Annotated in this window: 21 protein-coding genes; 4 read left to right on the top strand and 17 right to left on the bottom strand. The window is 72.7% G+C overall.

All coding sequences use genetic code 11. From position 1 onward, the window contains the following. Window positions 1-8: 8 nt before the first annotated feature. Window positions 9-1,400 (top strand): OFA family MFS transporter, encoded by a 1,392-nt coding sequence (locus tag ACZ6CL_RS24405; protein ID WP_468938711.1) that lies wholly within the window; start codon window positions 9-11, stop codon window positions 1,398-1,400. Between the two features lie 17 nt (window positions 1,401-1,417). On the opposite strand, the gene ACZ6CL_RS24400 is transcribed toward ACZ6CL_RS24405, so the two are convergent. From ACZ6CL_RS24400 to ACZ6CL_RS24325, 16 genes are all read right to left on the bottom strand, one after another. Then, window positions 1,418-2,428, bottom strand: coding sequence for a sugar phosphate isomerase/epimerase family protein (locus ACZ6CL_RS24400; RefSeq protein WP_468938708.1), 1,011 nt, complete (start codon window positions 2,426-2,428; stop codon window positions 1,418-1,420). Continuing rightward, window positions 2,425-3,849, bottom strand: a complete 1,425-nt coding sequence (locus ACZ6CL_RS24395) for a nucleotide pyrophosphatase/phosphodiesterase family protein (protein WP_468938706.1) — start codon at window positions 3,847-3,849, stop codon at window positions 2,425-2,427. Before ACZ6CL_RS24395 ends, ACZ6CL_RS24400 begins: the two co-directional genes overlap by 4 nt. Then, window positions 3,846-5,030, bottom strand: coding sequence for a metabolite traffic protein EboE (eboE, locus tag ACZ6CL_RS24390; RefSeq protein ID WP_468938704.1), 1,185 nt, complete (start codon window positions 5,028-5,030; stop codon window positions 3,846-3,848). Before eboE ends, ACZ6CL_RS24395 begins: the two co-directional genes overlap by 4 nt. A gap of 4 nt (window positions 5,031-5,034) precedes the next feature. After that, window positions 5,035-5,931 carry a TatD family hydrolase gene (locus tag ACZ6CL_RS24385; RefSeq protein WP_468938701.1) on the bottom strand — a complete coding sequence of 299 codons (897 nt, stop codon included), beginning with the start codon at window positions 5,929-5,931 and terminating at the stop codon, window positions 5,035-5,037. Then, a complete protein-coding gene (locus ACZ6CL_RS24380; RefSeq protein WP_468938698.1) occupies window positions 5,931-6,551 on the bottom strand; it encodes an EboA domain-containing protein in 621 nt (206 codons plus the stop codon). Before ACZ6CL_RS24380 ends, ACZ6CL_RS24385 begins: the two co-directional genes overlap by 1 nt. Continuing rightward, complete coding sequence (locus tag ACZ6CL_RS24375) at window positions 6,545-7,435, bottom strand: sugar phosphate isomerase/epimerase family protein (RefSeq protein ID WP_468938695.1); 891 nt, start codon at window positions 7,433-7,435, stop codon at window positions 6,545-6,547. The genes ACZ6CL_RS24380 and ACZ6CL_RS24375 overlap by 7 nt, the downstream gene beginning before the upstream one ends. Next, the gene (locus ACZ6CL_RS24370; RefSeq protein ID WP_468938693.1) at window positions 7,432-8,358 is read right to left on the bottom strand and encodes an SCO3242 family prenyltransferase; all 927 of its coding nucleotides are present in this window, start codon (window positions 8,356-8,358) and stop codon (window positions 7,432-7,434) included. Before ACZ6CL_RS24370 ends, ACZ6CL_RS24375 begins: the two co-directional genes overlap by 4 nt. Continuing rightward, window positions 8,355-9,485: an inositol-3-phosphate synthase gene (locus tag ACZ6CL_RS24365; RefSeq protein ID WP_468938854.1), complete on the bottom strand. Its 1,131-nt coding sequence runs from the start codon at window positions 9,483-9,485 to the stop codon at window positions 8,355-8,357. The genes ACZ6CL_RS24370 and ACZ6CL_RS24365 overlap by 4 nt, the downstream gene beginning before the upstream one ends. Before the next feature lie 710 nt (window positions 9,486-10,195). Next, complete coding sequence (locus tag ACZ6CL_RS24360) at window positions 10,196-11,542, bottom strand: ThuA domain-containing protein (protein ID WP_468938691.1); 1,347 nt, start codon at window positions 11,540-11,542, stop codon at window positions 10,196-10,198. Window positions 11,543-11,625: 83 nt separating this feature from the next. Next, complete coding sequence (locus ACZ6CL_RS24355; protein ID WP_468938688.1) at window positions 11,626-14,073, bottom strand: PQQ-dependent sugar dehydrogenase; 2,448 nt, start codon at window positions 14,071-14,073, stop codon at window positions 11,626-11,628. Window positions 14,074-14,937: 864 nt separating this feature from the next. After that, complete coding sequence (locus ACZ6CL_RS24350) at window positions 14,938-15,939, bottom strand: sugar phosphate isomerase/epimerase family protein (RefSeq protein ID WP_468938685.1); 1,002 nt, start codon at window positions 15,937-15,939, stop codon at window positions 14,938-14,940. Between the two features lie 12 nt (window positions 15,940-15,951). Next, on the bottom strand, window positions 15,952-17,142 hold the full coding sequence (locus tag ACZ6CL_RS24345; protein WP_468938682.1) for a Gfo/Idh/MocA family protein: 1,191 nt from the start codon (window positions 17,140-17,142) through the stop codon (window positions 15,952-15,954). 46 nt (window positions 17,143-17,188) lie between these two features. After that, window positions 17,189-18,256, bottom strand: a complete 1,068-nt coding sequence (locus tag ACZ6CL_RS24340) for a substrate-binding domain-containing protein (protein WP_468938679.1) — start codon at window positions 18,254-18,256, stop codon at window positions 17,189-17,191. Beyond that, window positions 18,253-19,245, bottom strand: a complete 993-nt coding sequence (locus ACZ6CL_RS24335) for an ABC transporter permease (protein ID WP_468938852.1) — start codon at window positions 19,243-19,245, stop codon at window positions 18,253-18,255. The genes ACZ6CL_RS24340 and ACZ6CL_RS24335 overlap by 4 nt, the downstream gene beginning before the upstream one ends. Before the next feature lie 50 nt (window positions 19,246-19,295). Next, complete coding sequence (locus ACZ6CL_RS24330) at window positions 19,296-20,831, bottom strand: sugar ABC transporter ATP-binding protein (RefSeq protein ID WP_468938677.1); 1,536 nt, start codon at window positions 20,829-20,831, stop codon at window positions 19,296-19,298. Window positions 20,832-21,286: 455 nt separating this feature from the next. Next, window positions 21,287-22,468 (bottom strand): ROK family transcriptional regulator, encoded by a 1,182-nt coding sequence (locus ACZ6CL_RS24325; protein WP_468938675.1) that lies wholly within the window; start codon window positions 22,466-22,468, stop codon window positions 21,287-21,289. A 191-nt stretch (window positions 22,469-22,659) separates the two neighbouring features. Here ACZ6CL_RS24325 and ACZ6CL_RS24320 point away from each other — a divergent pair, with 191 nt between their 5' ends. Next, window positions 22,660-22,947 (top strand): ribosomal protein L7/L12, encoded by a 288-nt coding sequence (locus ACZ6CL_RS24320; RefSeq protein WP_468938672.1) that lies wholly within the window; start codon window positions 22,660-22,662, stop codon window positions 22,945-22,947. Window positions 22,948-23,003: 56 nt separating this feature from the next. Here the strand turns inward: ACZ6CL_RS24320 and ACZ6CL_RS24315 are convergent, their stop codons facing one another. Further along, the gene (locus ACZ6CL_RS24315) at window positions 23,004-23,681 is read right to left on the bottom strand and encodes a GntR family transcriptional regulator (RefSeq protein WP_468938670.1); all 678 of its coding nucleotides are present in this window, start codon (window positions 23,679-23,681) and stop codon (window positions 23,004-23,006) included. Between the two features lie 181 nt (window positions 23,682-23,862). Between ACZ6CL_RS24315 and fdhD the strand changes: the two genes are divergently transcribed. Next, window positions 23,863-24,726 (top strand): formate dehydrogenase accessory sulfurtransferase FdhD, encoded by an 864-nt coding sequence (gene fdhD / locus ACZ6CL_RS24310; protein ID WP_468938669.1) that lies wholly within the window; start codon window positions 23,863-23,865, stop codon window positions 24,724-24,726. 61 nt (window positions 24,727-24,787) lie between these two features. Further along, window positions 24,788-25,372, top strand: coding sequence for a TetR/AcrR family transcriptional regulator (locus tag ACZ6CL_RS24305; protein WP_468938667.1), 585 nt, complete (start codon window positions 24,788-24,790; stop codon window positions 25,370-25,372). The last annotated feature ends 18 nt before the right edge of the window (window positions 25,373-25,390 follow it).

The following is a 25,390-nucleotide window of genomic DNA, read 5'->3' as shown; positions in this document are numbered from 1 at the left end:
GGACGCACATGAGCACAGCGGAACGACCGGAGGGATTAGTCGCTTTCCGGGAGATACAGGACAGCAAGGGGCGCGTGTATCGCGTCGGCGAGACGGACCGCGACATTCTCGGCTTCAACCGGAAGCTGATGGTTTATCTGCCGTGGATCGCGATGATGGCCATCAGCGTGTCCGAGTACGCGTACGGCTCCGCGGAGGACACGCTGTCGGAGGCCCACGGCTGGAGCCAGAGCAACACCTTCTGGATCCTCAGCGTCTGGGTCTTCTTCCAGGCCGGAATCGCCTTTCCGGCGGGCTGGCTGCGGGAGAAGGGCATTCTCACCGCGCGCCGGGCGATGCTGATCGGGGCGGGGCTCTGCCTGATCGGATTCCTCGCGTTGTCGCACCTGGACGACGTCTTCGCCGCGATCTGCGGCTTCGGCGTCATCGGCGGGCTCGGCTCCGGGCTCGTCTACGCCACCTGCATCAACATGGTGGGCAAGTGGTTCCCGGAGCGGCGCGGGGCGAAGACGGGATTCGTGAACGGCGGCTTCGCCTATGGCTCGCTGCCCTTCATCTTCATCTTCAACTACTGGTTCGACACCGGCAATTACAACGAGGTGCTGGACCTCATCGGCATCTATGTGCTGGCCGCCGTCGCGATCTGCGGGTGGTTCTTCAAGGACCCGCCCAAGAACTGGTGGCCCGCGCACGTCGATCCGCTCACCTTCGGCGGCAACGCCAAGAGCGCGCGGAGTCTGGCGAAGAATCCGCCCGCGGTGCGGCAGTACACCCCCGGGGAGGCCATCAGGTCGGGCGTGCTGCCCCTGATGTGGCTTTCGCTCGTGCTGACCGCGGGGGTGTCCATCTTCGGCATCTCCTTCCAGGTCGACTACGCGAAGGAAGTGGGCTTCGGTCCGCTGGTCGCGGCCTCCTCGATGGGCATCATGTCCGTCATCAACGGCGTGGGCCGGGGACTGGTGGGGTGGCTCTCGGACTTCTGGGGGCGCAAGACGACCCTGGTGTTCGTCATCGTGGTGCTGGGTCTCGCGCAATTCGGGGTGATCTGGGCGGGCAATATCCGCAGTGAGTGGCTGTTCCTGTTCTTCGCCTTCCTCTCGGGATTCGGCGGCGGCGCCTTCTACCCGATGTTCGCGGCCCTGACCCCGGACTACTTCGGCGAGAACTACAACGCCACCAACTACGGGCTGGTGTACAGCGGAAAGCTGATCAGCGGGCTGTTCGGCGGCGGGCTCGGCTCGATGGTGGTCGACGGCTGGGGTTACGACGGGGCGTACGCGCTCGCCGGAGGCATCTCCATGCTGGCCGCCGCGGTCGCCCTGCTGCTGCGGCAGCCGGGCCGGCCGCGGGTCCGGGACATCGCCCCGAACCCGCAGCCGATCAGCCGCGAGGCGGTGTAGGCCTTCAAAGGCGCCGCTCAGTCGCCGCAGCGCCCGGTGCGCAGATAGCGGGCGCTGCGGCGGGCGGTGGTGAGCGAGTCGGCAGGGGCGTCGTGCTCCACCATCCAGTGGTGGTTGCGGCGCCCGCCGTGGGTCCTGCCGACCTTGCCGAGGAACCGCACGTAGTCGATGTCACCGTCTCCGACGTCCACCATGCGGTAGCCGTCGGGGACGGTTTCGTCGTGCTCGCCGTCCTTGACGTGGAACAGCGGATAGCGGTCCGGGTCGGCCAGGACGTAGTCGAGCGGTTCGAAGGGCGCCGGGGTGCCGTCAGCTCGTGTGCCGAAGCGGTGCTGGGCGACGTACGCCCAGTAGATGTCCATCTCCAGGTGGACCAGCTCCGGGTCGGTCTCGGCGAGGAGGACGTCGTAGAGGCGGACGTCCGGCCGGTCGGTGGCGAAGGAGAACTCCTCGGCGTGGTTGTGCTGGTAGAACTTCATCCCGCGCGCCTTCGCGGCCGCGCCGTAGGTGTTGAAGTCCTCGGCGCAGCGCTTCCAGCCGTCGACCGTCGTGCCGTAGCGCCACGGGCCGGACGCGGTGCCGACGTGCGGCAGGCCGAGCGCCTGGGCGTCGTCCAGCACCTTGGTGAGGTTGGTGGCGAAGGTGTACGCGTTCGGGTCGTCGGAGTAGTAGCCGACGTGGCTGCCGATGCCGCGCAGCCCGTGGTCCCGCAGCAGCCGCTTCAGTTGCTTGAGGGTGATGGCGCCCGCCGACCCTTGGGTGTATCCGGCGAACTCCACCTGGTCGTAGCCGAAGCGGGCCAGCTGCTCGAAGACACGGGCGAAGCCGATGGACTGCACCTGGTCGCGGAGGGTGTAGAGCTGGATGCCGAGGTGGCCGCGCGGGACGATCGGACCGCGCTTGCGGCTCGTGGTGGCGTGCGCGGCGGTCGTGCTGAGCAGGGTGGCCGCGGTGGCTCCGGCGGCGACGCCGAGGAATCCGCGGCGGCGGAGTCTGTCGGCGAGTTCCGGGTGCTGGGCGCTTGTCACGTGCGTGTCTCCTGTCGGTTGGGGTCCTCGGTGGTGTGCAGACCGGCGAGGCGGAGGAGCAGCGATTTGACGTCGGTGGCGGCCACCCGGCCGGACACGGCGTCCGGCTGGGAGCAGAGGAACACCGGCCCGTCCTCGTCCCGCTCGGGCAGCCGTCCGTGGCTGCCGCGCACCGGGGACGGATCGAGCGGGACGACGGCCATCCGGTAGCGCATCCCGAGCTTCTTGCGGGCCAGTGCGGTGGCCGCCTTGACGCGTACGTACGGATCGACGGGGTCGAGGAACAGCTCGGCCGGGTCGTAGCCGGGCTTGCGGTGGATGTCCACCAGCTGGGCGAAGTCGGGCGCGCGGGCGTCGTCCAGCCAGTAGTAGTACGTGAACCAGGCGTCCGGCTCCGCCACCGCCACCAGCTCCCCGGCGCGGGGGTGGTCCAGGCCGTGCGCCTTCTTCCCCTCGTCGCCGAGGAGTTCGGCGAGACCGGGCAGGCCGTCGAGGGCGGCCCGGGTGGCCGTCAGGTCCTCGGCGCGGCGCACGTACACGTGGGCGAGCTGGTGGTCGGCGACTGCGAAGGCGCGGGATGCGCCCGGGTCCAGGTACTCCATGCCGTCCTGGGTGTGCACCTCCAGCAGCCCGGCGCGGCGCAGCGCCCGGTTGATGTCCACGGGACGGGACACGCGGGTGATGCCGTACTCGGACAGCGCCACGACGGTGCGGCCCCGGGCCCGCGCGTCGGCGAGCAGCGGCCCGAGGGCGGTGTCCAGCGCGGCCGCGGCGGCGTGGGAACGGGGGTCGTCGGGGCCGTAGCGCTGGAGGTCGTAGTCGAGGTGCGGGAGGTAGCTGAGGGTGAGGTCGGTGGGGTGGCGGCGCAGGATGTGGCGGGTGGCGTCGATGATCCATTGGGAGGAGACCAGGTCGGCGCCGGGGCCCCAGAAGTGGAACAGGGGGAACGTGCCGTGGGCGGCGGTGAGTTCGTCGTGCAGGGCGGGCGGCCGGGTGTAGCAGTCGGGCTCCTTGCGGCCGTCGGCGTAGTAGACGGGGCGCGGGGTGACGGTGATGTCGGTGTCCGCGCCCATCGCGTACCACCAGCAGATGTTGGCGACCGTGTAGCCGGGGTGGGCGCGGCGGGCCGCGTCCCACAGCTTGTCGCCGCCGACCAGGCCGTTGTGCTGCCGCCACAGCAGGACGTCGCCCTGTTCGCGGAAGTACCAGCCGTTGCCGACGATGCCGTGCTCGGCGGGGGTCGCACCGGTGAGGAACGTCGACTGGGCGGCGCAGGTGACGGCGGGCAGCACGGTGCCGAGCGGGGCGTACGAACCGGAGTCGGCCAGGGCGCGCAGCCGGGGCATGTGGGCGAGGAGGCGCGGGGTGAGGCCGACGACGTCGAGGACGAGGAGGGGCTTCGGCGCTGACGCGGCGCTCATGGCAGCTCCTTGAGGCCGAGGTCGGTCAACAGGTCGCGAGCCAGGGCGAGTTCGGCGGCGATGCCGTCGGCCAGCCGGTCGCGGTTGCGGGGCCGCAGCTCGGGCGGCAGCGCCTGCCAGGTGTACGTCTCGACCTCCAGGTGGCGGGTGAGCGGCGCCGGGCCGCCGACCAGGTGGGCGAGGGTGTCGGTGAGGACGGGGAGGGTGGAGGTGAGCGGCGGCTCGGGCGGGGCGTGCAGCGGCACGTGGAAGTGGGACCGCCAGGGGGCGGTGGTGTCGAGCCCGCCGGGCGCGAGGGCCTGGTCGAGGTCGTCGGTGCCGCGGACACCGTGCGCGGAGGTGCGGGTGCGGGTCTGGTGCAGGAAGCGCGGCTCGGCGAACGCGGCCAGGGCGGTGCGTACGGCGGGGTGGTGCGGCTCCTCGGCGTGCAGGGCGGCCGAGAGCTGCGCCTTGACGATGGGCACGCCGGCGGAGGTGAGGGCTTCCGTGGCGATGCGCGGGTCCTCGAACTGCGTCGCGAGGTGGCAGGTGTCCAGGCAGAGGCCGATGCGGCGGCGGGGCGGTCCCCCGGGGAGCGCGGTGAGCGCGTCGATGGCCTGGGCGGTGGTCTCGACGGTGCAGCCCGGCTCGGGTTCCAGGCCGATGCGGATCGAACGGCCGGTGAGGTCCTGCAGTGCGTCGAGGCGTGTGGCGAGCGTGGTGAGGTGGCCGAGCGCGGCCCGCCGCCTGGCGGGGTCGAACGGGGTGCGCCAGGCGAGCGGGAGCGTCGAGACGCTGCCCTCGGTGACGTCGTCCGGGAGCAGGGCGGCCAGCAGCCGGGCCAGGTGGCCGGTGTGCGTCAGCCGCTCGGTCTCCGTCCAGTCCGGCCGGTACACGCGGTACTTGACCTCCTGGGCGCCGAACCCCTCGTACGGGAAACCGTTGAGGGTGACGACCTCCAGGCCGCGCCGGTCGAGTTCGGTGCGCAGGCGGCGGAGGGCGGCCGGGTCGGCGGTCAGGGTGCGGGCGGCGTCGCGGGCCAGCCACAGGCCGATGCCGAGCCGGTCGCGGCCCAGGCGGCGGCGTACCGGCTCGCAGTGGTGGCGGAGCTGGTCCATGACGCCGTCGAGGTCTTCGGCGGGGTGGACGTTGGTGCAGTAGGCCAGGTGGACGGTGGAGCCGTCGGGGTGGCGGAAGCGCATGGGGTCACCGGCCCTTTGTCGTTGCCGGGGTGGCCGTGGTCACGGGGGCGCCGCGGAGGATGGAGTTCCCCTCGTGGGTGGCTTGGGGTGTGGTCGTCTCGACGTCGAGGTCCAGCCGCCCGCTGAGCCCGTAGAACGCCACCGGGTTGCGCCACAGCACCTGGTCGACGTCGTCCTCGGTGAAGCCCGCCGCCAGCATCGCCTCCCCCACGTGGCGGGTCTCCAGCGGGTCGCTGCGGCCCCAGTCGGCGGCGGAGTTCACCAGGATGCGGGTTTTCTCGGTGGCGTACTCGCGCAGGACGCGCACCATGCGGTCCGGGTCCATCTTGGTGTCCGGGTAGATCGAGAACCCGAGCCAGCAGCCGCTGTCGGTGGCGGCCCTTACGGTGGTCTCGTTGAGGTGGTCGAGCAGGACGCGGTCGGTGGGGAGGGCGGATTCGTGGACGACGTCGAGCGTGCGGGCGAGGCCCGCGGCCTTGTCGCGGTGCGGGGTGTGCACGAGGGCGGGCAGCCCGTGGTCGGCGGCGAGCTGGAGCTGCGCGGCGAGTGCCGTGTCCTCGGCGGGGGTCATCGCGTCATAGCCGATCTCGCCGACGGCGACCACGCCGTCCTTGACGAGATAGCGCGGCAGTTCGTCCAGGACGGGGAGGCAGCGGGGGTCGTTGGCCTCCTTGGGGTTGAGGGCGAGCGTGCAGTGGTGGGCGATGCCGTGCTGTGCGGCGCGGAAGGGTTCCCAGCCGAGGAGGGCGTCGAAGTAGTCGTAGAAGCTGGCGGGTGAGGTGCGGGGCTGACCGAGCCAGAAGGAGGGCTCGACGAGGGCGCGCACGCCCGCGGCGTACATGGCCTCGTAGTCGTCCGTGGTGCGGGAGGTCATGTGGATGTGCGGGTCGAAGATGCGCATCAGGGCTCCTCGGGGGTGGTGTGCGCCAGGACGCGTGGGAGATCGGCGGGCACGTCCCGCCCGGCGGCGGTGCGTTCGCGCGCGTAGTCGGTCAGCATGCGGGCCAGCTCGGCGTCGCCCCGGGCGCGGGCGGGCCACTCGGCGATGGCGTCGATGGGTACCCCGGTGAACAGGCACTTCAGTACGGCCTGCCGCCAGCCGTGCGCGCCGAGGTGGCGTGCCGCGTACGGGCCGACGGCGGCGGCCACCAGGCGGGTGTCGTTGGTGCGCAGGGCGTCCTCGACGAGGGGGAGGGCGTCCGGGCCCACGTCGTCGATATGGGCCAGGGCGAGGAGAACGGCCCGGCGCTCGGCGGCCGTCCCCCGCGTGTAGAGGCGGGTGAGCGTGGGCACGTCGGGGCGGGCCGCGTGGAGGAGCAGGACGCGGGTGGCGTCGGCGAGTTCGCCGTGGCCGCCGTGGCCGACGCCGTGGCCGCTCCGGCGGCAGTGACGGGCCGCGGCGGCGAAGTCCGCCTCCCAGCGGGGAGTGGTCGCCGCCTCGGCGAGGGCGCGGTCCAGCCAGGCTGCGGCGTCAGGATCCAGGCGCTCGCGCACGGTCGCGCGCAGGTCGGCGATCAGCACGCGACGCCTCCCCTCGCGGCCGTGTGCTCCGCCGCCTTGAGATAGGCCAGGGAGGAGCGGGCCAGCATGGGCCCGGCGTGGGAGTGGCGGGGCAGCTCGACGCCGACCAGGCCCTGGTAGCGGACGGCGTGCAGGGCCTCCAGCACCTGCGGGACGTCCATCTCGCCCTCCCCGAACGGCAGATGCTCGTGCACACCGCGCCGCATGTCCTCGATCTGCACGTGGCGGATCCACGGCGCGGCCGCGCGGACGCAGTCGGCGGGCGACTGCGGCTCCAGGCACTGGCAGTGCCCGACGTCGAGCGTCAGCCCGAGGGCGGGCGGGTCGCCCATCGCCTCGCGGAGCCGGTGGAACCCGGCCAGATCGCCCAGCAGATGCCCCGGCTCGGGCTCGACGGCCAGGGGCACCCCCGCCGACGTGGCGGCCTCCAGCACGGGTCCGAGGGCGTCGGCCAGCCGCTGCCACGCGGTGTCCTCGTCCGTCCCCGGCGGTCGCATCCCGCTGAAACAGTGCACCGCGTGCGCCCCCAACTCCGCACCCACCCGCACGGCACGCAGGAGCAGCCCCACGCGCGCGGCGCGGGCCTCGGAGTCGGGGTCGAGCAGCGTCGGGTGGTGCTTACGGTTGGGGTCGAGCACATACCGCGCCCCGGTCTCCACGGCGGTGGTCAGCCCCAGCCGCGCCAGCCGCCGCCCGACCCGTTGGGTCCGCGCCGCGAGATCCGGGGCGAGGGGGTCGAGGTGCATATGGTCGAGCGTGAGCGAAACCCCGTCGTAGCCGAGGTCGGCGAGCAGGGTGAGGGCATCGTCGAGCCGGAGGTCAGTGAGCCCGTTGGTCCCGTAGGCGAAGCGGAGCGTGCCGTCCGCCGGTGTCGGACTGGTCATGTCGGGCTGACCTTTCTGGACAGTCGCCGCGCGACCGGCATCAGCAGAACAAGCCCCACCCCGACCCGCCCCGCCCCCGCGCGCGAGGCCAGCGCCGCCTGAAGCGGAATCATCGCCCGGATGCCGCCACCGACGGCGCGCTGGAGGAGGTAGGGGGACGGGTTGAGCGCGGCGTGCGCGAGGGGGCGGGCGGCGGTGACGAGGTAGGCAGCGGCCGTCACGGGGGGCACCGCCCGGCCACCGGCCGTGGGCCCCGGCCGGGTGGCCGGAGTGGTGCGGTTCGGCTGGGCCGGGCGGGTGGGGGATCTCGTGGCGGCCCAGGCGATGGCCGCCGCCGTGGCGAGGGCGGCGGCGGGGGCCTTCGACGAGCCGCCCCGCGCCTCGTGGCGGGAGACCCCCGTCACGGCCAGCGTGTGCGCGCCCAGGAAGGCGGCCGGGGCCACGGCTTGGCGGGCGGCGGGGGCGTGGGTGGCCGTGGCGCCGAGCAGGAGGTCCAGGGAGCGGGCCGTGGCCATCGCGTACGGGCCCGCCGGGGTGTTCTTCACCCCCAGGTCGTACGCCCACACCGTGCCCGCCAGCGCCACGGCCGTGGCGAGCGCCCGGCGGCCCGCCAACGCCGCGCACACCAGCCCCGCCCCGGTCAGGCCGGTCGCGGCCGCGAGGGCCGCCGCCGGGGTGATCCGGCCCGACGGCAGGGGGCGGCCGGGGCGTTCGACGGCGTCGACGTCGCGGTCCGCCCAGTCGTTGAGCGCCATGCCCGCCTCGTACAGGCACACCGACGCGCCCACGGCGAGCGCGGTGCCACGGCTCGGGGCGGTACGCGTGGCCGCCGCGCCCGCGAGCGCGTCCCCGGGGACGGTGAACGCGGCGGAAATCCGCAGCAGTTCGGCCCAGGCACGCGCCCGTCCCCGCGCCGACGTCACCGCTGCTCCCGGGAGCCTGCGGCCAGCCGGGCCGCGAAGCCGGTCAGGGCCGCGTACTGGTCGGCGAGGGCGGACGGGCCGCCGTCCGGGTCCTTGAAGTAGAAGCCGAGTTCGGTGAGCGGCCCGCTGAGACCGGCCTCGTGGGCGCGGGCCGTGAGACGGGCCAGGTCGAGGACGAGGGGCGCGGCGAGGGCCGAGTCGCAGCCCTGCCAGATCGTCTGCAGGACCATACGGGAGCCGAGGAAACCGTCGAACGCCACGTGATCCCAGGCGGTCTTCCAGTCGCCGAGCGCGGGCACGTTGTCGATGTGCAGTTCGCCGTCCGGGAGTTCACCGAGCGTGTCGGCGAGGACGCGCGCCTTGCCCGCGTTCTTCGCCGCCGCGGCGGCGGGGTCGGCGAGCGCGGCGCCATCGCCGCCGCCCAGCAGATTGGTGCCGGACCACGCCCGTACGGGCAGGGCGCGCTGCGCGAACATCGGCGCGAGGACGGATCGCAGCAACGTCTGCCCGGTCTTGCCGTCGCGGCCCGCGTACGGCAGTCCGGCACGGGCCGCTTCGGCGCGCAGCCGGGGGTGGTGCAGGCCGGTGGAGGGGGTGAAGTTGACGTACGGACACCCGGCGCGGAGGGCGGCGGAGGCATAGAGGGAGCTGGGCGGCAACCGGTCCCCGGGGGCGGAGGTGGGGGTGGGTGCGGCTTCGGTGGAGGCGACGTTGACGACGACGGCGCGGGCGAGGCGGTGCGTACGGAGGAAGTCGTCGAGGTCGTGGGCGAAGGCGGCGATCAGTTCGTCGTCGCCGCGGGTGTCCCCGGGGTGCGGGCCGCCGGGGCGGATCGCCTCGTCGGCGGCGGTCAGCTCGGCGCGTACGGCGTCGGGCAGCCCGTAGGGCAGAACACCTTCGGCGGTCAGCGCCTCGGCGCGCTTGGGGAGCGGGGTGGTGGCGGTGTCGTGGCCACCGAAGACCAGATCGCCGAGCGCGGGCAGACCGCAGCCGGTGCCGCCGCCGCTGTCCGCGAAGGGCGCGGTCTCGGTCACCATCCCGGTCGCGGGCTGCAACCCCGCCGCGACGGCGGCACATCCGGCGATGGCGGTGGTGGCAACCGAACCGCGCGCGCCGATGAGCCAGATACCGGTGCGGAGCCCGCCGCCCGGGGTGCCGGTGGGGTGGGTGTGGAGGTGGGTGGTGTCGGGGCCGGTGGTCACTGGCTGCCTCCCGGGTGACGTAGACGCGGTGGCGTGGCGGTGGCGGGGGTCACGGGGTGGTGGTCGAGGGCGCGGGTGGGGTCGTTACCGGTGCCGTGGCGCGGCGCGGGTGGTGCGGCGTTACTGGGGTGCCGTCGCGGTGCGCGGTGGCGCCCGTAAGGGTGCGGTAGTGCGGTGCGGCGGCGCCCACGCGGCTGCGCGGTGCGGTGGTCCCCGTGCGGGTGCGGTGGTGCGATGGCGCCCGTGCGGGTGCGTGGTGTGGCGCGGCGGTGCGCTGGTGCGGCAGGCGGTGCGGTGCGGTGGCGCCGGTGTGGTGGCGCCCGTGCGGGTGCGTGGTGTGATGCGGCGGTGCGCTGGTGCGGGTCCGGTTGTGCGGTACGGCGGTTGGTGCGGCGGCGCCCACGCGGCGGAACGGGTGCGGCGGTTGGTGAGGTCCTCCCCGTGCTGGGTGCGCGGTGCGGTGGTGCGGGTGCGGTGCGGGGTGGGGTCCGGTGGTGGCGGTACGCGGTACGCGGTACGTGGTGCGGGTGCGGGCGCCCGGCCGGGCCGTGGGGCGGCGGGGAGGAGGCGGCGTACTCCTCCCCGCCGCCTGATGCCGCCCGGCGGCTCCCCTCGGGCCATCGGGCGGCGGTCCGTCAGGACGGCAGTTCCTTGACGCGGATGTCGCGGAACGCGACCTCGTCGCCGTCCCCGTGGTTCTGGATGCCGACGTGGCCGCGGCGCAGGCTGCGGGCCGGGTCGCGGTTGGTGAAGTCGTTGATCCGTACGCCGTTGAGCCAGACCTGGAGGCGTTCGCCGCGTACCCGGATCTCGTACGTGTTCCACTCCCCCGGCGGGTTCAGCGCCGCGTCCCGTTTCTCCAGGTCGGCGGAGCGGAAGCCGTACACCGCGCCGGTGGTGCGATCGGGGGTGTCCGTCGCGTCGATCTGGATCTCGTAGCCGCGGTCGACCGCCGACCAGGGGTCGTCGGAGGCGGGGAAGCCTACGAAGACGCCGGAGTTGTCGTCCCCGGCGGCGCCCGTCATCCGCCAGTCCAGCTTCAGCGAATACGCGCGCAGCTCGCGCGCCTCGTACCAGAACAGGCCCATGCCGCCCGCCGAGGTGAGCGTGCCGGTGGCCGGGTCGTGGGTGAAGCCACCCGGCCCGGCCTGTTTCCAGCCCGCCACCGACGTGCCGTCGAACAGGGGCCGGTAGCCGCGCTCCGGGCGACAGTCGGCGCGGGCGGCGCCGGTGGCGTAGCGGATGCCGCCGAGCAGGTGTTGCCGGAACGCGGGGTCGGCGTAGGACTCCTTGGTGTGGCCGAGGCCGGTGTAGAAGGCGCGGCCGCCGCGGTAGTCCTGGCACCAGGCGATGGGGTGGTCCTCCCCCATCCCACCGCCCTCGTACGAGGTTTCGTCGAGGGTGGCGAGGACGTGGGCGCGCTCGCGCGGGTTGCTGCGGTAGTCGTACCACTCGTCGGTGCGCTGCCACTGCGCGCCCAGGTGCGCGGTGGCCGGGTGGGCGCGGTCCTCGACGGCGACCGTGGCCTGCTGGATGGCGGGGTGGGTCTGGAAGTACGCGCCGACGAGGCCGCCGTAGAACGCCCAGTCGTACTCGGTGTCGGCGGCCGCGTGCACCCCGGCGTATCCGCCGCCCGCGCGGATGTAGCGCTCGAAGGCGGTCTGCTGCGCGGCGTCGAGGACGTCGCCGGTGGTGGAGAGGAAGACGACGGCGTCGTAGCGGGCCAGGTTGGCGCGGGTGAACGCGGTGGCGTCCTCCGTGGCGTCGACGGCGAAGCCGTGCTGCGCGCCGAGTTCCCGGATGGCGGCGATGCCGTCGGGGATCGCGTCGTGGCGGTAGGCGGCGGTCTTGGAGAAGACGAGGACGCGGTCGCCCCGGGGCGGGGGCGCGTCGGAGGCCGCCGCCGGGGGCAGGGCCGTGGCGGCCAGCAGCAGTGCGGCCACGGCGGACGTACGGAGAAGAGCGAGGCGGTGCGGGGGCATGGCCGGGTACTCCTTCCTCCGGGTGCGGATCCGGGCCCGGGGCGGACGGGCGGGGTCGCCCGTCCGCCCCGGGCCGCGGGCGGTCAGCCGGTGCCGATGGTGAAGTCGTCCACGTCGTACAGCGCTCCCGCACCGCCCTTGAAGACGAGGTAGAGCGTGGTGGTCGTGGCGGGCGGCTTCCGCAACGTCGTCTTGACGTCCTGGAACGTCTCCCAGTCGCCGGTCACCGGCACGGTGGCCCGGCCCAGCAGCCGCCCGGTCGGGGAGCCGGTGCGCACTTCGAGCGTGCCGCCCGCGCCCGCGGAGGAGACGCGTGCGGTGAAGTCCTTGGCGTTGCCGAGGAGATACGGGGTGAACGCGATCCAGTCGCCGTTGTCGATGTCGCCGACCGTCTTGCCGCCGTTGGCCGGGGTGTGGCTGACGACCGAGACGCCCTGGGAGTCGTCGTAGTGCTCGGCCTGGCGGTGCCGGGGCTGGACGACGTTCTGATCGTGGGTGGTCAGCGACGGCTGGCCGCCCCCGCCGTTGTCCGTGTACTCGGCGTCGAAGACCCCGAAGATGTTGGCGTTGGGGTCGTGCTCACTGTCGGCGCTGGTCTTGAGCGTTCCGGAGCAGCCGGTGGCCGAGGTGATGGGGTGGCCGTGGCTGTCGTGGCCGAGGACATGGGTGACCTTGACCTTGGAGCAGTCGATCTTCCGGTCTTCGGGATCGGTCACCTTCACCTTGAACGGCACCTCGTCGCCGAAGGTGAACAGCTGGCCGTCGCCGGGGAGTTGCAGGGTCACCTTGGGGGCGGTGTTGCCGACCGTGAGGTGCACGCTGGCGCTGCCGCTGCGGCCGGAGGGATCCGTGGCGGTGACGGTGGCGGTGTAGGTGCCGTTCTTGGTGTACCGGTGGGAGGGGTTGGGGGCGGTGGCGGTGTGGCCGTCGCCGAAGTCCCAGCGGTACGTGAGCGAGTCGCCGTCGGCGTCGGCGGTGCCCGCCGAGCTGAACGCGACCCTCATGGGCGCCTTGCCGGACGTACGGTCGGCGGCGGCCTCGGCGACCGGCGAGTATCCGTCGGTGGCGTTCTCGATGCGGTAGAGGGCGGAGTGTTCGTCGCCGCCGAACCAGTTCAGGCCGTAGTCAAGGACGTACAGCGCGCCGTCCGGGCCGAAGGCGGAGTCCATGACCTGGGTGCCGGTCCACGGGAAGTCGTTGATCTTCTCGACGGTGCCGTCGGCGCCCTGCTCGATGCGCTTGATCCACTGGCGGCCGAACTCGGTCGCGAAGAAGTCCCCGTCGTAGCTTTCCGGGAACTTGACCGGCGAGTCGAGCGCGGCGTCGTAGCGGTAGACCGGGCCGCCCATCGGCGACTCGGAGCCGGTGCCGAACTCGGGCACCGAGTTGTCGTCGTACGGGATCCAGGCGGGCTGGGCGGGCGGCAGCTCGCTCAGGCCGGTGTTGTACGGCGAGGTGTTCTCCGGCGCGGCGCAGTCGAAGGCCGGGCCGGAGGTGCCGGTGGCGAAGTCGTAGTCGCGGTACGGCTTGTTGTCGCCGACGCAGTACGGCCAGCCGAAGTTGCCCGGCTTGGTGACGCGCGCGAACTCCACCATGCCCGCCGGTCCGCGCGCGGGGTCGGCGGCGCCCGCGTCCGGTCCGTAGTCGCCGACGTACACCGTGCCGGTCGGCTTGTCGATGTTCATCCGGAACGGGTTGCGGAAGCCCATCGCGTAGATCTCGGGGCGGGTCTTGTCGGTGCCCGGCGCGAAGAGGTTGCCGTCCGGGACGGTGTACGAGCCGTCCGCGGCCACCTTGATACGGAGGATCTTGCCGCGCAGGTCGTTGGTGTTGCCCGCGGAACGGCGGGCGTCGTAGGCGGGGTTGCGGTTCGGGCGCTCGTCGATGGGCGTGAAGCCGTCGGAGGCGAACGGGTTGGTGTCGTCACCGGTCGAGAGGTAGAGGTTGCCCGCGGCGTCGAAGTCGATGTCGCCGCCGACGTGGCAGCAGGTGCCGCGGGAGGCGGGGACGTCGAGGATCTTCTTCTCGCTGCCGGTGTTCAGGGTGCCGTCGGTGTTGAGCGTGAAGCGGGAGAGGCGGTTGACGCCGTCGAACTTCGCGAAGTCGGCCGCGGTGCCCTCCTCGGGGGCGTCGCCCTGGGGGGTGTCCAGCGGGGGTGCGTAGTAGAGGTAGATGGCGCGGTTCTCCTGGAACCCGGGGTCGATGCCGACGCCCTGGAGCCCTTCCTCGTCGTGCGAGTAGACCGGGAGCTTGCCGGACACCTTGGTGTCGCCGCCCGCGTCGGTCAGGCGGAGGGTGCCATCGCGGGAGGTGTGCAGCACCGAGCGGTCGGGGAGCACGGCGAGCGACATGGGCTCACCGGTCTCGGCCGCGCCCTTGGCGAGCGTGACCTGCTGGAACTTCTCCTCCGCTGCCCGTTCCGCTCCCGCGGGTGGGGATGCGCTCGCGGTGAACGCGAGCCCCGTGCCCACGAGCAGGCCGCTCGTGAGGAGCGCGAGGGAGCCGCGCAGTCCATGCCGTTTCCTGTGCACGCTGATCCTCCGGGAAAAGAGGGGGTGTACGGACGGGGGTCGTTGACCGCCCGACCTGGCACAGGCGCGCGCCGTCGCGCCGTTCGATGACCGGTCCGGGGTGAGGGGCCCCATGTGACCGGTACATCTCAAGGACGGTAGCGGGGTTTGTCCGGTTCGGAAACCCCTTTGACACGGAGTGGGTTGGCTTGGTCCGCGGGGAGGACAAAGCGGGTGGGGTGTGCGGCGACACCTTTCCCCACCCCGCCCCTCCCCGAACCGGGGGCAAGCCCCCAGACCCCCGGACGGGCACGCCGCGATGGCGAGGCGGGCCGACACAGCACCTCCCGGGCCCGGGAACCCGCCTCCAGGCCCAGCCCGGCCGACGCAACGGGCACGACCTGACGGCGAGGCTCGGCACGGCTTGCTCCCCACCCCGCCCCTTCCCGGAACTGGGGGAATCCCCCAGCCCCCCGTCCCGAGGGGGCACGCCGCGCTGGAGGCGGAGTGGTGCCACGGGCACGCCGCGATGGCGAGGCGGACCGACACGGTGCCACTCCCCTCCGCCCCGCCACCTGCCGAAACCGGGAGCCTGCCCGCAGGCCCCCGGCCCGGCGGGGCAGGCGCAACAGGTACGAGTGCCCTTCCCACCGTCCGCCCCTCCCCGACCCTGAGAGCAAGCCCTCCAAGCCTCCGGCCCGGCGGGCCGCGGTGCGCGGGGGCGCCCGTTGCGGCCCCGCCTCCTGGGCTGGGGAGGACGGGTCCTTGGGGCGCGGTCCCGTGCCGTTGGGGGGCTGGGGGCTTGCCCCCCCCCAGGTCGGGAAGGGGCGGGGTGGGGAATGACACCGCGCCGCGCGTCCGAGGCCGAGGAGGCGGCGCCGTGGGTCAGGGGTTGCCGAAGGCGGCGTCGAAGGAGGCTGTCGGAGGGTCGAAGTCGTAGGACTTCAGGTGGGACAGGGCCTCGGGGGCACCCGTCAGGCGGTCCATGCCCGCGTCTTCCCACTCCACCGAGACCGGCCCCTCGTACGCGATGGAACGCAGCATCCGGAACACGTCCTCCCAGGGCACATCCCCATGGCCCGCGGAGACGAAGTCCCAGCCCCGGCGGGGATCGCCCCAGGGGAGGTGGGAGCCCAGGCGGCCGTTGCGGCCGTCGAGGCGGCGGCGGGCCTCCTTGCAGTCGACGTGGTAGATCCGGTCGCGGAAGTCCCACAGGAAGCCGACCGGGTCCAGGTCCTGCCAGACGAAGTGGCTGGGGTCGAAGTTGAGACCGAAGGCGGGACGGTGGCCGATGGCTTCGAGGGCGCGGTGGGTCGTCCAGTAGTCGTACGCGATCTCGCTCGGATGGACCTCGTGGGCGAACCGCACGCCCTCGGCGTCGAAGACGTCCAGGATCGGGTTCCAGCGGGTGGCGAAGTCCTCGTAGCCGCGTTCGATCATGCCGGGCACGACCGGCGGGAACATGGCGACCAGGTGCCAGATGGACGAGCCGGTGAAGCCGATGACCGTACGTACCCCGAAGGCGGCCGCGGCGCGGGCCGTGTCCGCCATTTCGGCGGCGGCCCGCTGCCGTACGCCCTCCGCGTCGCCGTCGCCCCAGATGCGGGCGGGGAGGATGGCCTGGTGGCGTTCGTCGATGGGGTGGTCGCAGACGGCCTGGCCCACCAGGTGGTTGGAGATCGCCCAGCACTGGAGGCCGTACTTGTCGAGGAGCTGGCGGCGCCCGTCGAGGTAGCCGGGTTCTCCGAGGGCTCGGGGGACGTCGAAGTGGTCGCCCCAGCAGGCGAGTTCGAGGCCGTCGTAGCCGAAGTCGCGGGCGTATCGGCAGACCTCCTCCAGGGGCAGGTCCGCCCACTGGCCGGTGAAGAGGGTGAAGGGTCTGGGCATGGGGCCTCCTCCTCAGGCGGGTACGGGGGTGTAGACGGAGTTCTTCTCGGCGCTCTCCTCCACCGCGGCCAGCACCCGCTGCACCTGCAGCCCGTCCTCGAACGACGGCTCGGGGTCCGTACCGGTGGCGACGGCCAGCACCATGTCGCGCGCCTGGTGGACGAACGTGTGGTCGTAGCCGAGGGCGTGGCCCGGGGGCCACCAGGCCTCCAGGTAGGGGTGGTCGGGCTCGGTGACCAGGATGCGGCGGAATCCGGAATCGGCGGCGGGGGCGGTGTGGTCGTGGAAGGACAGCTCGTTGAGCCGTTCGAGGTCGAAGGCGAGCGAGCCGTGGTCGCCGTTCAGCTCGATGCGCAGCGAGTTCTTACGGCCCGCGGCGAAACGGCTGGCCTCGAAGGACGCCAGGGCGCCGGAGGCGAGCCGTCCGGTGAACAGGGCCGCGTCGTCGACCGTCACCGGGCCGCGCGCCGCCGCGCCCGCCCCGGCGGGCAGCGGACGCTCCCGCACGAAGGTTTCCGTGAGCGCCGAGACGCCGACCAGCCGCTCCCCCGCCAGGTACTGGGCGAGGTCCACGATGTGCGCCCCGAGGTCGCCGAGCGCGCCGGAGCCCGCCAGCTCCCGGCGCAACCGCCACACCAGGGGGAATTCCGGATCCACGATCCAGTCCTGCAGGTAGGTGACCCGTACGTGGCGCAGGACGCCGATCCGGCCCTCGGCCACCATGCGGCGGGCCTGCGCGATCGCGGGCGTACGGCGGTAGTTGAAGCCCACCATCGCCCGCTGCCCGCGGGCGCGGGCCCGGCGGGCGGCGGCCACCATGGCTTCCGCTTCGGCGACCGAGTTGGCGAGGGGTTTCTCGCACAGCACGTGCTTACCGGCCTCCAGCGCGGCGATCGCGATCTCGGCGTGGCTGTCGCCGGGGGTGCAGACGTCGACCAGCTGCACATCGTCCCGGGCGATCAGCGCGTGCCAGTCGGTCTCGGCGGCCGCCCAGCCGTGTTTGTCCGCGGCGGCGCGGACGGCGTCCGGGTCGCGGCCGCAGATGGCGGCCATGGCGGGGCGGAGGGGGAGGTCGAAGACGCGGCCCGCGGTGCGCCAGCCCTGGGAGTGGGCGGCGCCCATGAAGGCGTAGCCGACCATGCCGACGCCGAGGCCGATGCCGAGGCCGTGTGCTTCGGGGTGTTGTGCTGCGGGGCTTTCCATGTGGCTCCTCTCAGATCGCGGCGGATGCGATTGGTGGAGACGGGGCCTAGCTGAATCCGGTGGGGAGGTAGTCGTCGACGTTGTCCTTCGTCACGACGGCCGAGTAGAGGGTCAGGGAGGCCGGGATCTCCAGCTCGGCCAGGCCCCCGACGCCCTTGCCCTGGCCGAGCGCGCGGGCCAGGTCGATGGCGGAGGCGGCCATCGTCGGCGGGTACAGGACGGTGGCCTTGAGGACGGTGTTGTCGGCCTTGATGGCGTCCATGGCCCGCTTGGCGCCCGCGCCGCCGACCATCAGGAAGTCGTCGCGCCCGGCCTGCTGGATGGCGCGTTCGGCGCCCACGCCCTGGTCGTCGTCGTGGTTCCACAGGGCGTCGAAGCCGGAGTGCGCCTGGAGCAGCTGGGCCATCTTCGACTGGCCGGACTCGACGGTGAATTCGGCGGCCTGGCGGCCGACCTTCTTGATGTTCGGGTAGTTCTTGAGGGCGTCGTTGAACCCGGCCGTGCGCTGGCGCGTCAGTTCCAGGTTGTCCAGCCCGGCCAGCTCCACCACCTTGGCGTTCTTCTTGTCCTTGAGCTGTTCGCCGATGTAGCGGCCCGCGTTGAGGCCCATGCCGTAGTTGTCGCCGCCGATCCAGCAGCGGTACGCCTGCGGGGAGGCGAAGACGCGGTCGAGGTTGACGACCGGGATGCCCGCCTCCATGGCCTTCAGCCCGACCTGGGTGAGCGCCTTGCCGTCGGCGGGCAGGATGACCAGGACGTCGACCTTCTTGTTGATGAGGGTTTCGATCTGGCCGATCTGCTGGGCGGTGTCGTTGGAGCCCTCCGTGTTCACGAGGGTGACGTCCTCGTACTCCTTGGCGCGCCGTTTAGCCTGCTCGTTGATGGCGTTGAGCCAGCCGTGGTCGGCCTGCGGCCCGGCGAAGCCGACGGTGACCTTCTTGCCGCGCTTCTTGTCGTCGGCCGCGGCGGGCTGCTTGCCCTCGTCGCCGCTGTCGTTGTTCTCGTTGCTGGTGCAGCCGGCCGCGAACAGCGCGCCCGCCGCGGCGGTGCCGAGGAGGAGGTTTCTGCGGCTGGTAGGGATTCTCGGGGTGTTGTTCATGACGGTGTGGTTCATGGCGTCGAACGACCCTTCTGTACCAGGACGGCGGCGACGATGATCGCGCCCTTGGCGATCTGCTGGACATCGGTCTCGAGGTTGTTCAGGGCGAAGAGATTGGTGATCGTGGTGAAGACGAGGACGCCGAGGACGGAGCCGGTGATGGTGCCGCGGCCGCCGGTGAGCAGGGTGCCGCCGATGATGGCGGCGGCGATGGCGTCGAGTTCGTACAGGTTGCCGTTGGTGTTCTGGCCGGAGCCGGTGAGGATGACCAGCATGAACGCGGCGATGCCGCAGCACAGCCCGGACAGCAGGTACAGCATCAGCCGCTGGCGCCGTACGTCGATGCCCGCGAGCCGGGCCGCCTCCGGGTTGCCGCCGATGGCGACGGTGCGCCGTCCGAAGGTCGTACGGCCCAGCAGCAGCCAGCCGAGGACCGTGACCGCGGCGAAGATCATCACCAGCGGGGGGATGCCCAGCACGTAGGAGTCGCGGAGCCCGAGGTCCAGGACCGGCTTGACGGTGACGACCTGCGTCTTGCCGTCGCTGATCTGGAGCGCGAGACCGCGGGCCGAGGCCAGCATGGCGAGGGTGACGATGAACGGCACCACGCCGCCGTACGCGATGAGCACACCGTTGACGAGGCCGCAGCCGAGCCCCACCAGCACGGCGCACAGCAGGATGCCGCCGAACCCGTAGTCCTGGGTGGCGAGCGTGGTGGCCCACACCGAGGCGAGCGCGACCATCGCGCCGACGGACAGATCGATGCCGCCGCTGGTGATGACGAAGGTGACGCCGACGGTGACGACGCCGATGACGGACGCCTGGGTGAGGACGAGTTGGAGGTTGTCGGTGCTCAGGAACTCGTCGGGCTTGGTGATGCCGCCCACGATGACCAGGACGGCGAGCACGCCGAGGAGGGAGAGATTGCGGAGGTCGGCGAGGCGTCTGAGGCCGTTGCCGCCCTTGGCGGGTGGGCCGGGGGCGGGCTCTGATGCCTTCGTCAGCGTGGCGGCGGCGCCGGGGACGGCGTCGGCGCCCGTGTCTCCCGGTGAGTTCAGCACGACGGACTCCCTTCCATCACGAGATCGAGGACGCGGTGTTCGTCCAGTTCGTCCGCAGGCGCCGTATGGACGACCCGCCCCTCGCGGAGCACCAGCACCCGGTCGGCGAGGCCGAGGACTTCGGGCAGTTCGCTGGAGACCAGCAGCACCGCCATGCCGTCGTCGGCGAGGCGGCGGATCACCGCGTACAGCTCGGCACGGGCGCCGACGTCCACCCCGCGGGTGGGCTCGTCCAGCAGCAGCACCCGGCAGCCGCGCAGCAGCCAGCGCGCGAGCACCGCCTTCTGCTGATTGCCACCGGAGAGCGTGCGCACCGGGCGCTCCGGGTCGGCCGGGTGCAGCGACAGATCGCGCACGCTGCGGCGGGCCGCGTCCCGCTCGGCGCCGCGGTCGAGCCATCCGGCGCGGGAGAAGCGGGCGAGGGAGGAGACGGAGACGTTGCGGGTGACGGACTCCAGCATCAGCAGCGCCTGCGCCTTGCGCTCCTCGGGCGCGAGCCCCAGCCCGGCGCGCACGGCGGCGGTCACGCTGCCGGGGCGCAGCGGGCGGCCGTCGACGAGGACGCGGCCCGCGGTGGGGCGGCGGGCGCCGTACACGGTCTCCAGGATCTCGGACCGGCCGGAGCCGACGAGTCCGGCGAGCCCGACGATCTCGCCGGGCGCCAGGTCGAGGTCGACGGGCTCGAACTCCCCGTCCCTGGCCAGCCCTTGGAGTCGCAGCACGGGTTCGAGGTGGGCGGGGGTTTCGGTGGTGCGGCGCGGGAACGCGTACTCGACGTCCCGGCCCGTCATCAGCGCGACGATGTCGCGGGTGGGCGTCGTGCGGGCGGGCAGCCCGCGGGCGGCGGCGCGGCCGTCTTTCAGCACGGTGACGCGGTCGCCGATGCGGCGGATCTCCTCCAGGCGGTGGCTGATGTAGACGACCGCCACGCCGCCGGTGGTGAGGTCGCCGACGATACGGAAGAGGTTGTCCACCTCGTCGGGGTCGAGCGCGGCGGACGGCTCGTCCATGACGATCAGCCGTACGTCGTGCGAGAGGGCGCGGGCCATGGACACGATCTGCTGCGCGGCGGCGGAGAGTTCGCCCACCAGCCGGCGCGGGTCGATCTCGGGGTGCCCGAGACGGGCCAGCAACTCGGCGGCGGTGGCCCGGGCGGCCCGGGACCGTACGAAGCCCGCGGTGGCGGGCTCGTGGCCGAGGAAGATGTTCTCGGCCACGGACAAGCCCTCCACCAGGTCGAGTTCCTGGTAGATGGTGGCGATGCCGAGGCGCATGGCGGCGACCGGCGACTTCAGGGCCACGGGCGCGCCCTGCCAGACGATGTCCCCGCCGTCCGGCTGATGGGCCCCGGCCAGCACCTTGATCAGCGTGGACTTGCCCGCGCCGTTCTGCCCCAGCAGACAGTGCACCTCGCCCGCCTGGACGTCGAGATCGACGCCGTCGAGGGCCCGTACGCCGGGGAACGACTTGGTGATGCCGGACATGGTGAGAAGGGCTGGGGCTGACTGATGCGGATCGGGTGGGGCCATGGCGAGCCTCCTCGGGCGGGGCGCTGTGGCGGTGCGGGGCGCTGTGGCGGTGCGGGGCGCTGTGGCGGTGCGGGTTGCTGGGTGCGGCTTACTTGTGCCGTGCGGGTGGTGCGGCTGCTGCTTCTCCCCCACCCCGCCCCTCCCCGAACCGGGGCTCCGCCCCGGCCCTCGCTCCCCAAGCGCCGGAGGGGCTGGTGGCTCCGGAGCCCCGGCCCACCGGACCCGGTTCGCCGAGCCCGGTTCGCCGGGTGACCGGCGGCCGGTCCCAGGGCACCGGGCGGCCTGCCCCGGGCCCGGTCTCCGGGGCCCGGGGGTCGGGGTCCGGGGCGTAGCCCCGGGGGTGGGGAAACCGCCCCGCGGGGGTCGTACGCTGCGCGCCGTGCCTCGGTACGGCCGTGCCGCGCGGCGGGCCGTAGGAGCGGGGCCGGGCGGCGGGTCGCCCGGCAGCGTAAAGGTCAGGCCGGGGAGAAGAGGTGGTCGCTGATCAGACGGGCCGCGCCGGTGATCCCCGCGGCCGGGCCCAGTTCGCCCAGCACGATGGGGAGGTTTCCGGTGGCGAGCGGAAGGGACTGACGGTAGACCTGGGTGCGGATGGCGGCGAGGAGCGTGTGGCCGAGGCCGGTGACGCCGCCGCCGATCACCACCAGACCCGGGTTGAAGAAGCTGACGAGACCGGCGATGACCTGGCCGGTGCGCATGCCGCCCTCGCGGATGAGTTCGAGGGCGGCGGCGTCACCGGCCGAGGCCGCCGCCGCCACGTCCGTGGCGGCGAGCTGCCCCGCGGCGCCCAGCCGCGCGGCGAGTTCGGCGGAGCGGCCGTCGCGGGCGGCCGCCTCGGCGTCGCGGGCGAGAGCCGCGCCGCCGAAGTATGCCTCCAGGCAGCCGTGGTTGCCGCAGGCGCAGGGGCGGCCGTCGGGCTCGGCCTGGATGTGCCCGATGTCGCCCGCGCTTCCCGTCGTCCCGCGGTAGACGTCACCGGCGACCACGATCCCGCAGCCGATACCGGTGCCGATCTTGACGCAGAGGAAGTCCTTGACGGAGCGGGCGACTCCGGCGTGCTGCTCCCCCATGGCCATGAGGTTCACGTCGTTGTCGACCATGACGGGGCAGCCCAATTCCTGGCTGAGTGCCTCCCGTACGGGGAAGCCGTCCCAGCCCGGCATGATCGGCGGTGCGACGGGCACGCCCTCGGGGTACCGGACGGGGCCCGGTACTCCGATGCCCGCGCCGTCGAAGCCCTCCGCGACGCCGGAGGCGCGGAGTTTGGCGGCCAGGGCCAGCACCTGTTCGAACACCGCGACCGGGCCCTCGCGGACATCCATGGGCTGGGTGAGGTGGCCGAGAATCTCCAGTTCCGCGTTGGTCACGGCCACATCGACGGACGTGGCGCCGATGTCGACGCCGAGCAGCCGCAGGGCGGGCGCGAGCCGGATGTTGTGCGAGCGGCGCCCGCCCCGTGAGGCGGCGAGTCCGTCGGCGACGACCAGTCCGGTCTCCAGCAACCGGTCGATCTCGACGGCGAGTTTGGAACGTGAGAGGTCGATCTGATCGCCCAGCTGAGCCCGGGAGTTGGGGCCGCCGTCGCGCAACAGGCGGAGCAGCCGGGCCTGATGCGCGTTCGCGGGTCGTGCCGTCATGCGCCTCACGCCGCCCCTCCCGCCGTCATCGGCATGCACATGGTCGGGCTTTCGAGGGGAACGTAGCAGCGGTTGTCGGGGGTGGGAAGAACTTGCGCCGCAATCCACGCGGACTTTCTCCTGCGGAAGGACAAACTCAGGCCGAAGCAGGGGCGATTTCCCGTCAATGCCGTGCGGCTAGCATGCAGATCATGGAAATAGCGATTGGTGCCCTCGTCGTGGCCGTCTTCCTGATGTACGGCGGCCTGGAATCCCGTATCAAGCGGGCGGAGCGCCGGGCCGCCCGGCTGGAGCGCAAGGTGGACCTGATCCTCGATCACCTGGACATCCGCCAGGAGGAGCCGGGCCTGGAGCGGGTGACCGCGCTGCTGCGCGAGAACAAGAAGATCCAGGCCATCAAGGTGTACCGCGAGGTGACGGGCGCCGACCTCAAGGAGGCCAAGGAAGCGGTCGAGCGCATGGCCGGCACCCGCTACTGAGGGCCGAAGGGATACGGCCGGAGGGGCACGGCCGGAGGGGCACGGCCAGAGGGGGCTCAGTCGCGGGGGCGCTCGTGATAGCTGCGGCGCGTGTGCTCCGTGTGCGCGCGCATGATCTCCGTAGCGCGCCGTTCGTCCTGCGCGGCGATGGCGTCGATCAGCTCGCGGTGCTCGGTCCAGGACTGCTTGCCGCGCTGCCGGGCCACCGGGGTGTAGTACCAGCGGACCCGCCGGTGCACCTGGGCGGCCAGGTCCGCCAGCACCGTGTTCCCGGCGAGCGCCATCACCGTGGCGTGGAATTCCGCGTTCGCGGCCACCGCGCCGTCCACGTCGTCGTCGAGGACCGCCCGTTCACCGGTCGCGCACACCGCCTCCAGCGCCGCGATCCCCTCCGGCTCCGCGCCCGCGGCGGCCAGCCGGGCGGCCTCGGCCTCCAGCAGGGTGCGGACGGTGAGGAGCTGATCGGCCTCCTCCTCCGTGGGCTCATGGACGAACGCGCCCTGCGCAGGGCGCAGATCGACCCACCCCTCGGTGTTGAGCCGCTGCAGCGCCTCGCGCACCGGCTGCCGGGAAACGCCGAGCTGACCCGCGAGTTCGCTCTCGACGAGGTGCTGGCCGGGGCGGAGGGCACGGGTGGTGATGAGTTCGAGCAGGGCCTCGTAGACGCGCTCGCGCAGCGGCCCGGGCCGCTCCAGCCTCGGCACCGCGCCCTGCGGCAGTCCCTTGGACAGCATCGGTCCCCCTGTGCGTCGGCATCGGTACCGGCATCGGCCGGATCCCGGGAATTCCCAGAATCCCTGGATTGGTTATTGTCTACAGTTTACCCACACCGGGCCACGGTCTCACGGTTCCGGTGCAGGACAATGAGATCGCCCAGCACATACGGAACCACGCACAGAACCGGGACTGATCGACATGGGACGGGTCACTGAGCGACGTCGCGTCATCCGCGTCCGGGACGGGGCGGTCAGCACCCGCCCGGACACCCTGGTGGCCGAGGAACCGCTGGAGATCCGGCTGAACGGCCGGCCGCTGGCGATCACCATGCGCACACCGGGTGACGACTTCGCACTGGCCGCCGGATTCCTGGTGAGCGAAGGGGTGCTCGGCAGCGCGGACGAGCTGGCGAACATCGTCTACTGCGCGGGCGCGACCGAGGACGGCTCCAACACCTACAACGTGGTGGACGTGAGGCTCGCCCCGGGCGTGCCCGTCCCCGACATCACCCTCGAACGCAACGTCTACACGACGTCGTCGTGCGGCCTGTGCGGCAAGGCCAGCCTGGACGCCGTCCGCACCACCGCGCGCTGGCGGCTGGACGAGCCGGACGACGAGCACGCCGCGCCGATCCGCATCACCCCGGAGACCCTGACCGCCCTGCCCGACCGGTTGCGCGCCGCCCAGCGCGTCTTCGACCGCACCGGCGGGCTGCACGCGGCGGCGCTGTTCACGCCGGAGGGCGAGCTGCTGGACGTACGGGAGGACGTGGGCCGCCACAACGCGGTGGACAAGCTGGTCGGGCGGGCGGTCCAGCAGGGGCTGCTGCCGCTGTCCGGGGCGGTGCTGCTGGTGTCCGGCCGGGCCTCGTTCGAGCTGGCGCAGAAGGCGGTCATGGCGGGGATCCCGGTGCTCGCCGCGGTCTCGGCGCCGTCCTCGCTGGCCGTGGATCTGGCGGACGAGGCGGGGCTCACGCTGGTCGGCTTCCTGCGTGGCACGTCGATGAACGTGTACGCGGGTGAGCACCGGCTCGCCCTGCCGACGGCGGTCGGCGGCGCCTGACGGCACTGTCACTCGAACGAATTATTGACCGACCGTTCTGGATAGGTGCTAGGGTTTTCTCATGGCCAGAACGAAGGAATTCGATCCGGAGGCCGCGCTGCAGTCGGCTCTCGAGCTGTTCTGGCGGCGCGGCTATGAAGCGACGTCGATGGCGGACCTCGTCGAGCATCTCGGCATCGGTCGCGCCAGCATCTACGCGACCTTTGGAAACAAGCGCGAGCTGTACCTGAAGGCGATGGACCGCTACGCGGAGACCCGCGACCCGCCCCTGCTGGCCGAGTTGTCCCAGCCGGGCCCCGCACTGCCCGCGGTGCGGGCAGTGGTGCACCGCTTCGCCGAGGAGGCCGCCTCCCCGGAGCAGCGGCTGACAGGCTGCCTGGTGACCAACACCGCGGCCGAACTGGCCCCGCACGACCCGGCGATGGCCCGCCGGGTGGAAGCGAGCTGGGACCATGTGGAGACCCCGCTGCACTCCGCGCTGATACGAGCCCAGGCCCAGGGAGAGCTGCCCGAGGACCGCGACCCCCGCGCGCTGGCACGGATGCTGTTCGTCCTGCTCCAGGGGCTACGGGTGGTGGGCAAGGCGTCGGACGACCCCGCCCGGGTGCGGGACGCGGCGGAGCAGGCGCTGGCACTGCTGGACTGAGGAAAGAGCGACGCTTCA

This window comes from Streptomyces sp. NPDC041200, from assembly GCF_055591805.1.
Note: the sequence above shows the minus strand (reverse complement) of the source record. Positions and strands in the feature narration are given on the sequence as shown.

What these genes read in the sequence shown, in the direction of transcription:
- ACZ6CL_RS24315 (WP_468938670.1), bottom strand. Translation starts at nt 23,681, where the DNA reads ATGCTGTCCAAGGGACTGCCGCAGGGCGCGGTGCCGAGGCTGGAGCGG.
- ACZ6CL_RS24320 (WP_468938672.1), top strand. Translation starts at nt 22,660, where the DNA reads ATGGAAATAGCGATTGGTGCCCTCGTCGTGGCCGTCTTCCTGATGTAC.
- ACZ6CL_RS24395 (WP_468938706.1), bottom strand. Translation starts at nt 3,849, where the DNA reads ATGAGCGCCGCGTCAGCGCCGAAGCCCCTCCTCGTCCTCGACGTCGTC.
- ACZ6CL_RS24330 (WP_468938677.1), bottom strand. Translation starts at nt 20,831, where the DNA reads ATGGCCCCACCCGATCCGCATCAGTCAGCCCCAGCCCTTCTCACCATG.
- ACZ6CL_RS24385 (WP_468938701.1), bottom strand. Translation starts at nt 5,931, where the DNA reads ATGCGCATCTTCGACCCGCACATCCACATGACCTCCCGCACCACGGAC.
- ACZ6CL_RS24345 (WP_468938682.1), bottom strand. Translation starts at nt 17,142, where the DNA reads ATGGAAAGCCCCGCAGCACAACACCCCGAAGCACACGGCCTCGGCATC.
- ACZ6CL_RS24305 (WP_468938667.1), top strand. Translation starts at nt 24,788, where the DNA reads ATGGCCAGAACGAAGGAATTCGATCCGGAGGCCGCGCTGCAGTCGGCT.
- ACZ6CL_RS24405 (WP_468938711.1), top strand. Translation starts at nt 9, where the DNA reads ATGAGCACAGCGGAACGACCGGAGGGATTAGTCGCTTTCCGGGAGATA.
- ACZ6CL_RS24375 (WP_468938695.1), bottom strand. Translation starts at nt 7,435, where the DNA reads ATGACCAGTCCGACACCGGCGGACGGCACGCTCCGCTTCGCCTACGGG.
- ACZ6CL_RS24325 (WP_468938675.1), bottom strand. Translation starts at nt 22,468, where the DNA reads ATGACGGCACGACCCGCGAACGCGCATCAGGCCCGGCTGCTCCGCCTG.
- eboE (WP_468938704.1), bottom strand. Translation starts at nt 5,030, where the DNA reads ATGCGCTTCCGCCACCCCGACGGCTCCACCGTCCACCTGGCCTACTGC.
- ACZ6CL_RS24350 (WP_468938685.1), bottom strand. Translation starts at nt 15,939, where the DNA reads ATGCCCAGACCCTTCACCCTCTTCACCGGCCAGTGGGCGGACCTGCCC.
- fdhD (WP_468938669.1), top strand. Translation starts at nt 23,863, where the DNA reads ATGGGACGGGTCACTGAGCGACGTCGCGTCATCCGCGTCCGGGACGGG.
- ACZ6CL_RS24360 (WP_468938691.1), bottom strand. Translation starts at nt 11,542, where the DNA reads ATGCCCCCGCACCGCCTCGCTCTTCTCCGTACGTCCGCCGTGGCCGCA.
- ACZ6CL_RS24340 (WP_468938679.1), bottom strand. Translation starts at nt 18,256, where the DNA reads ATGAACCACACCGTCATGAACAACACCCCGAGAATCCCTACCAGCCGC.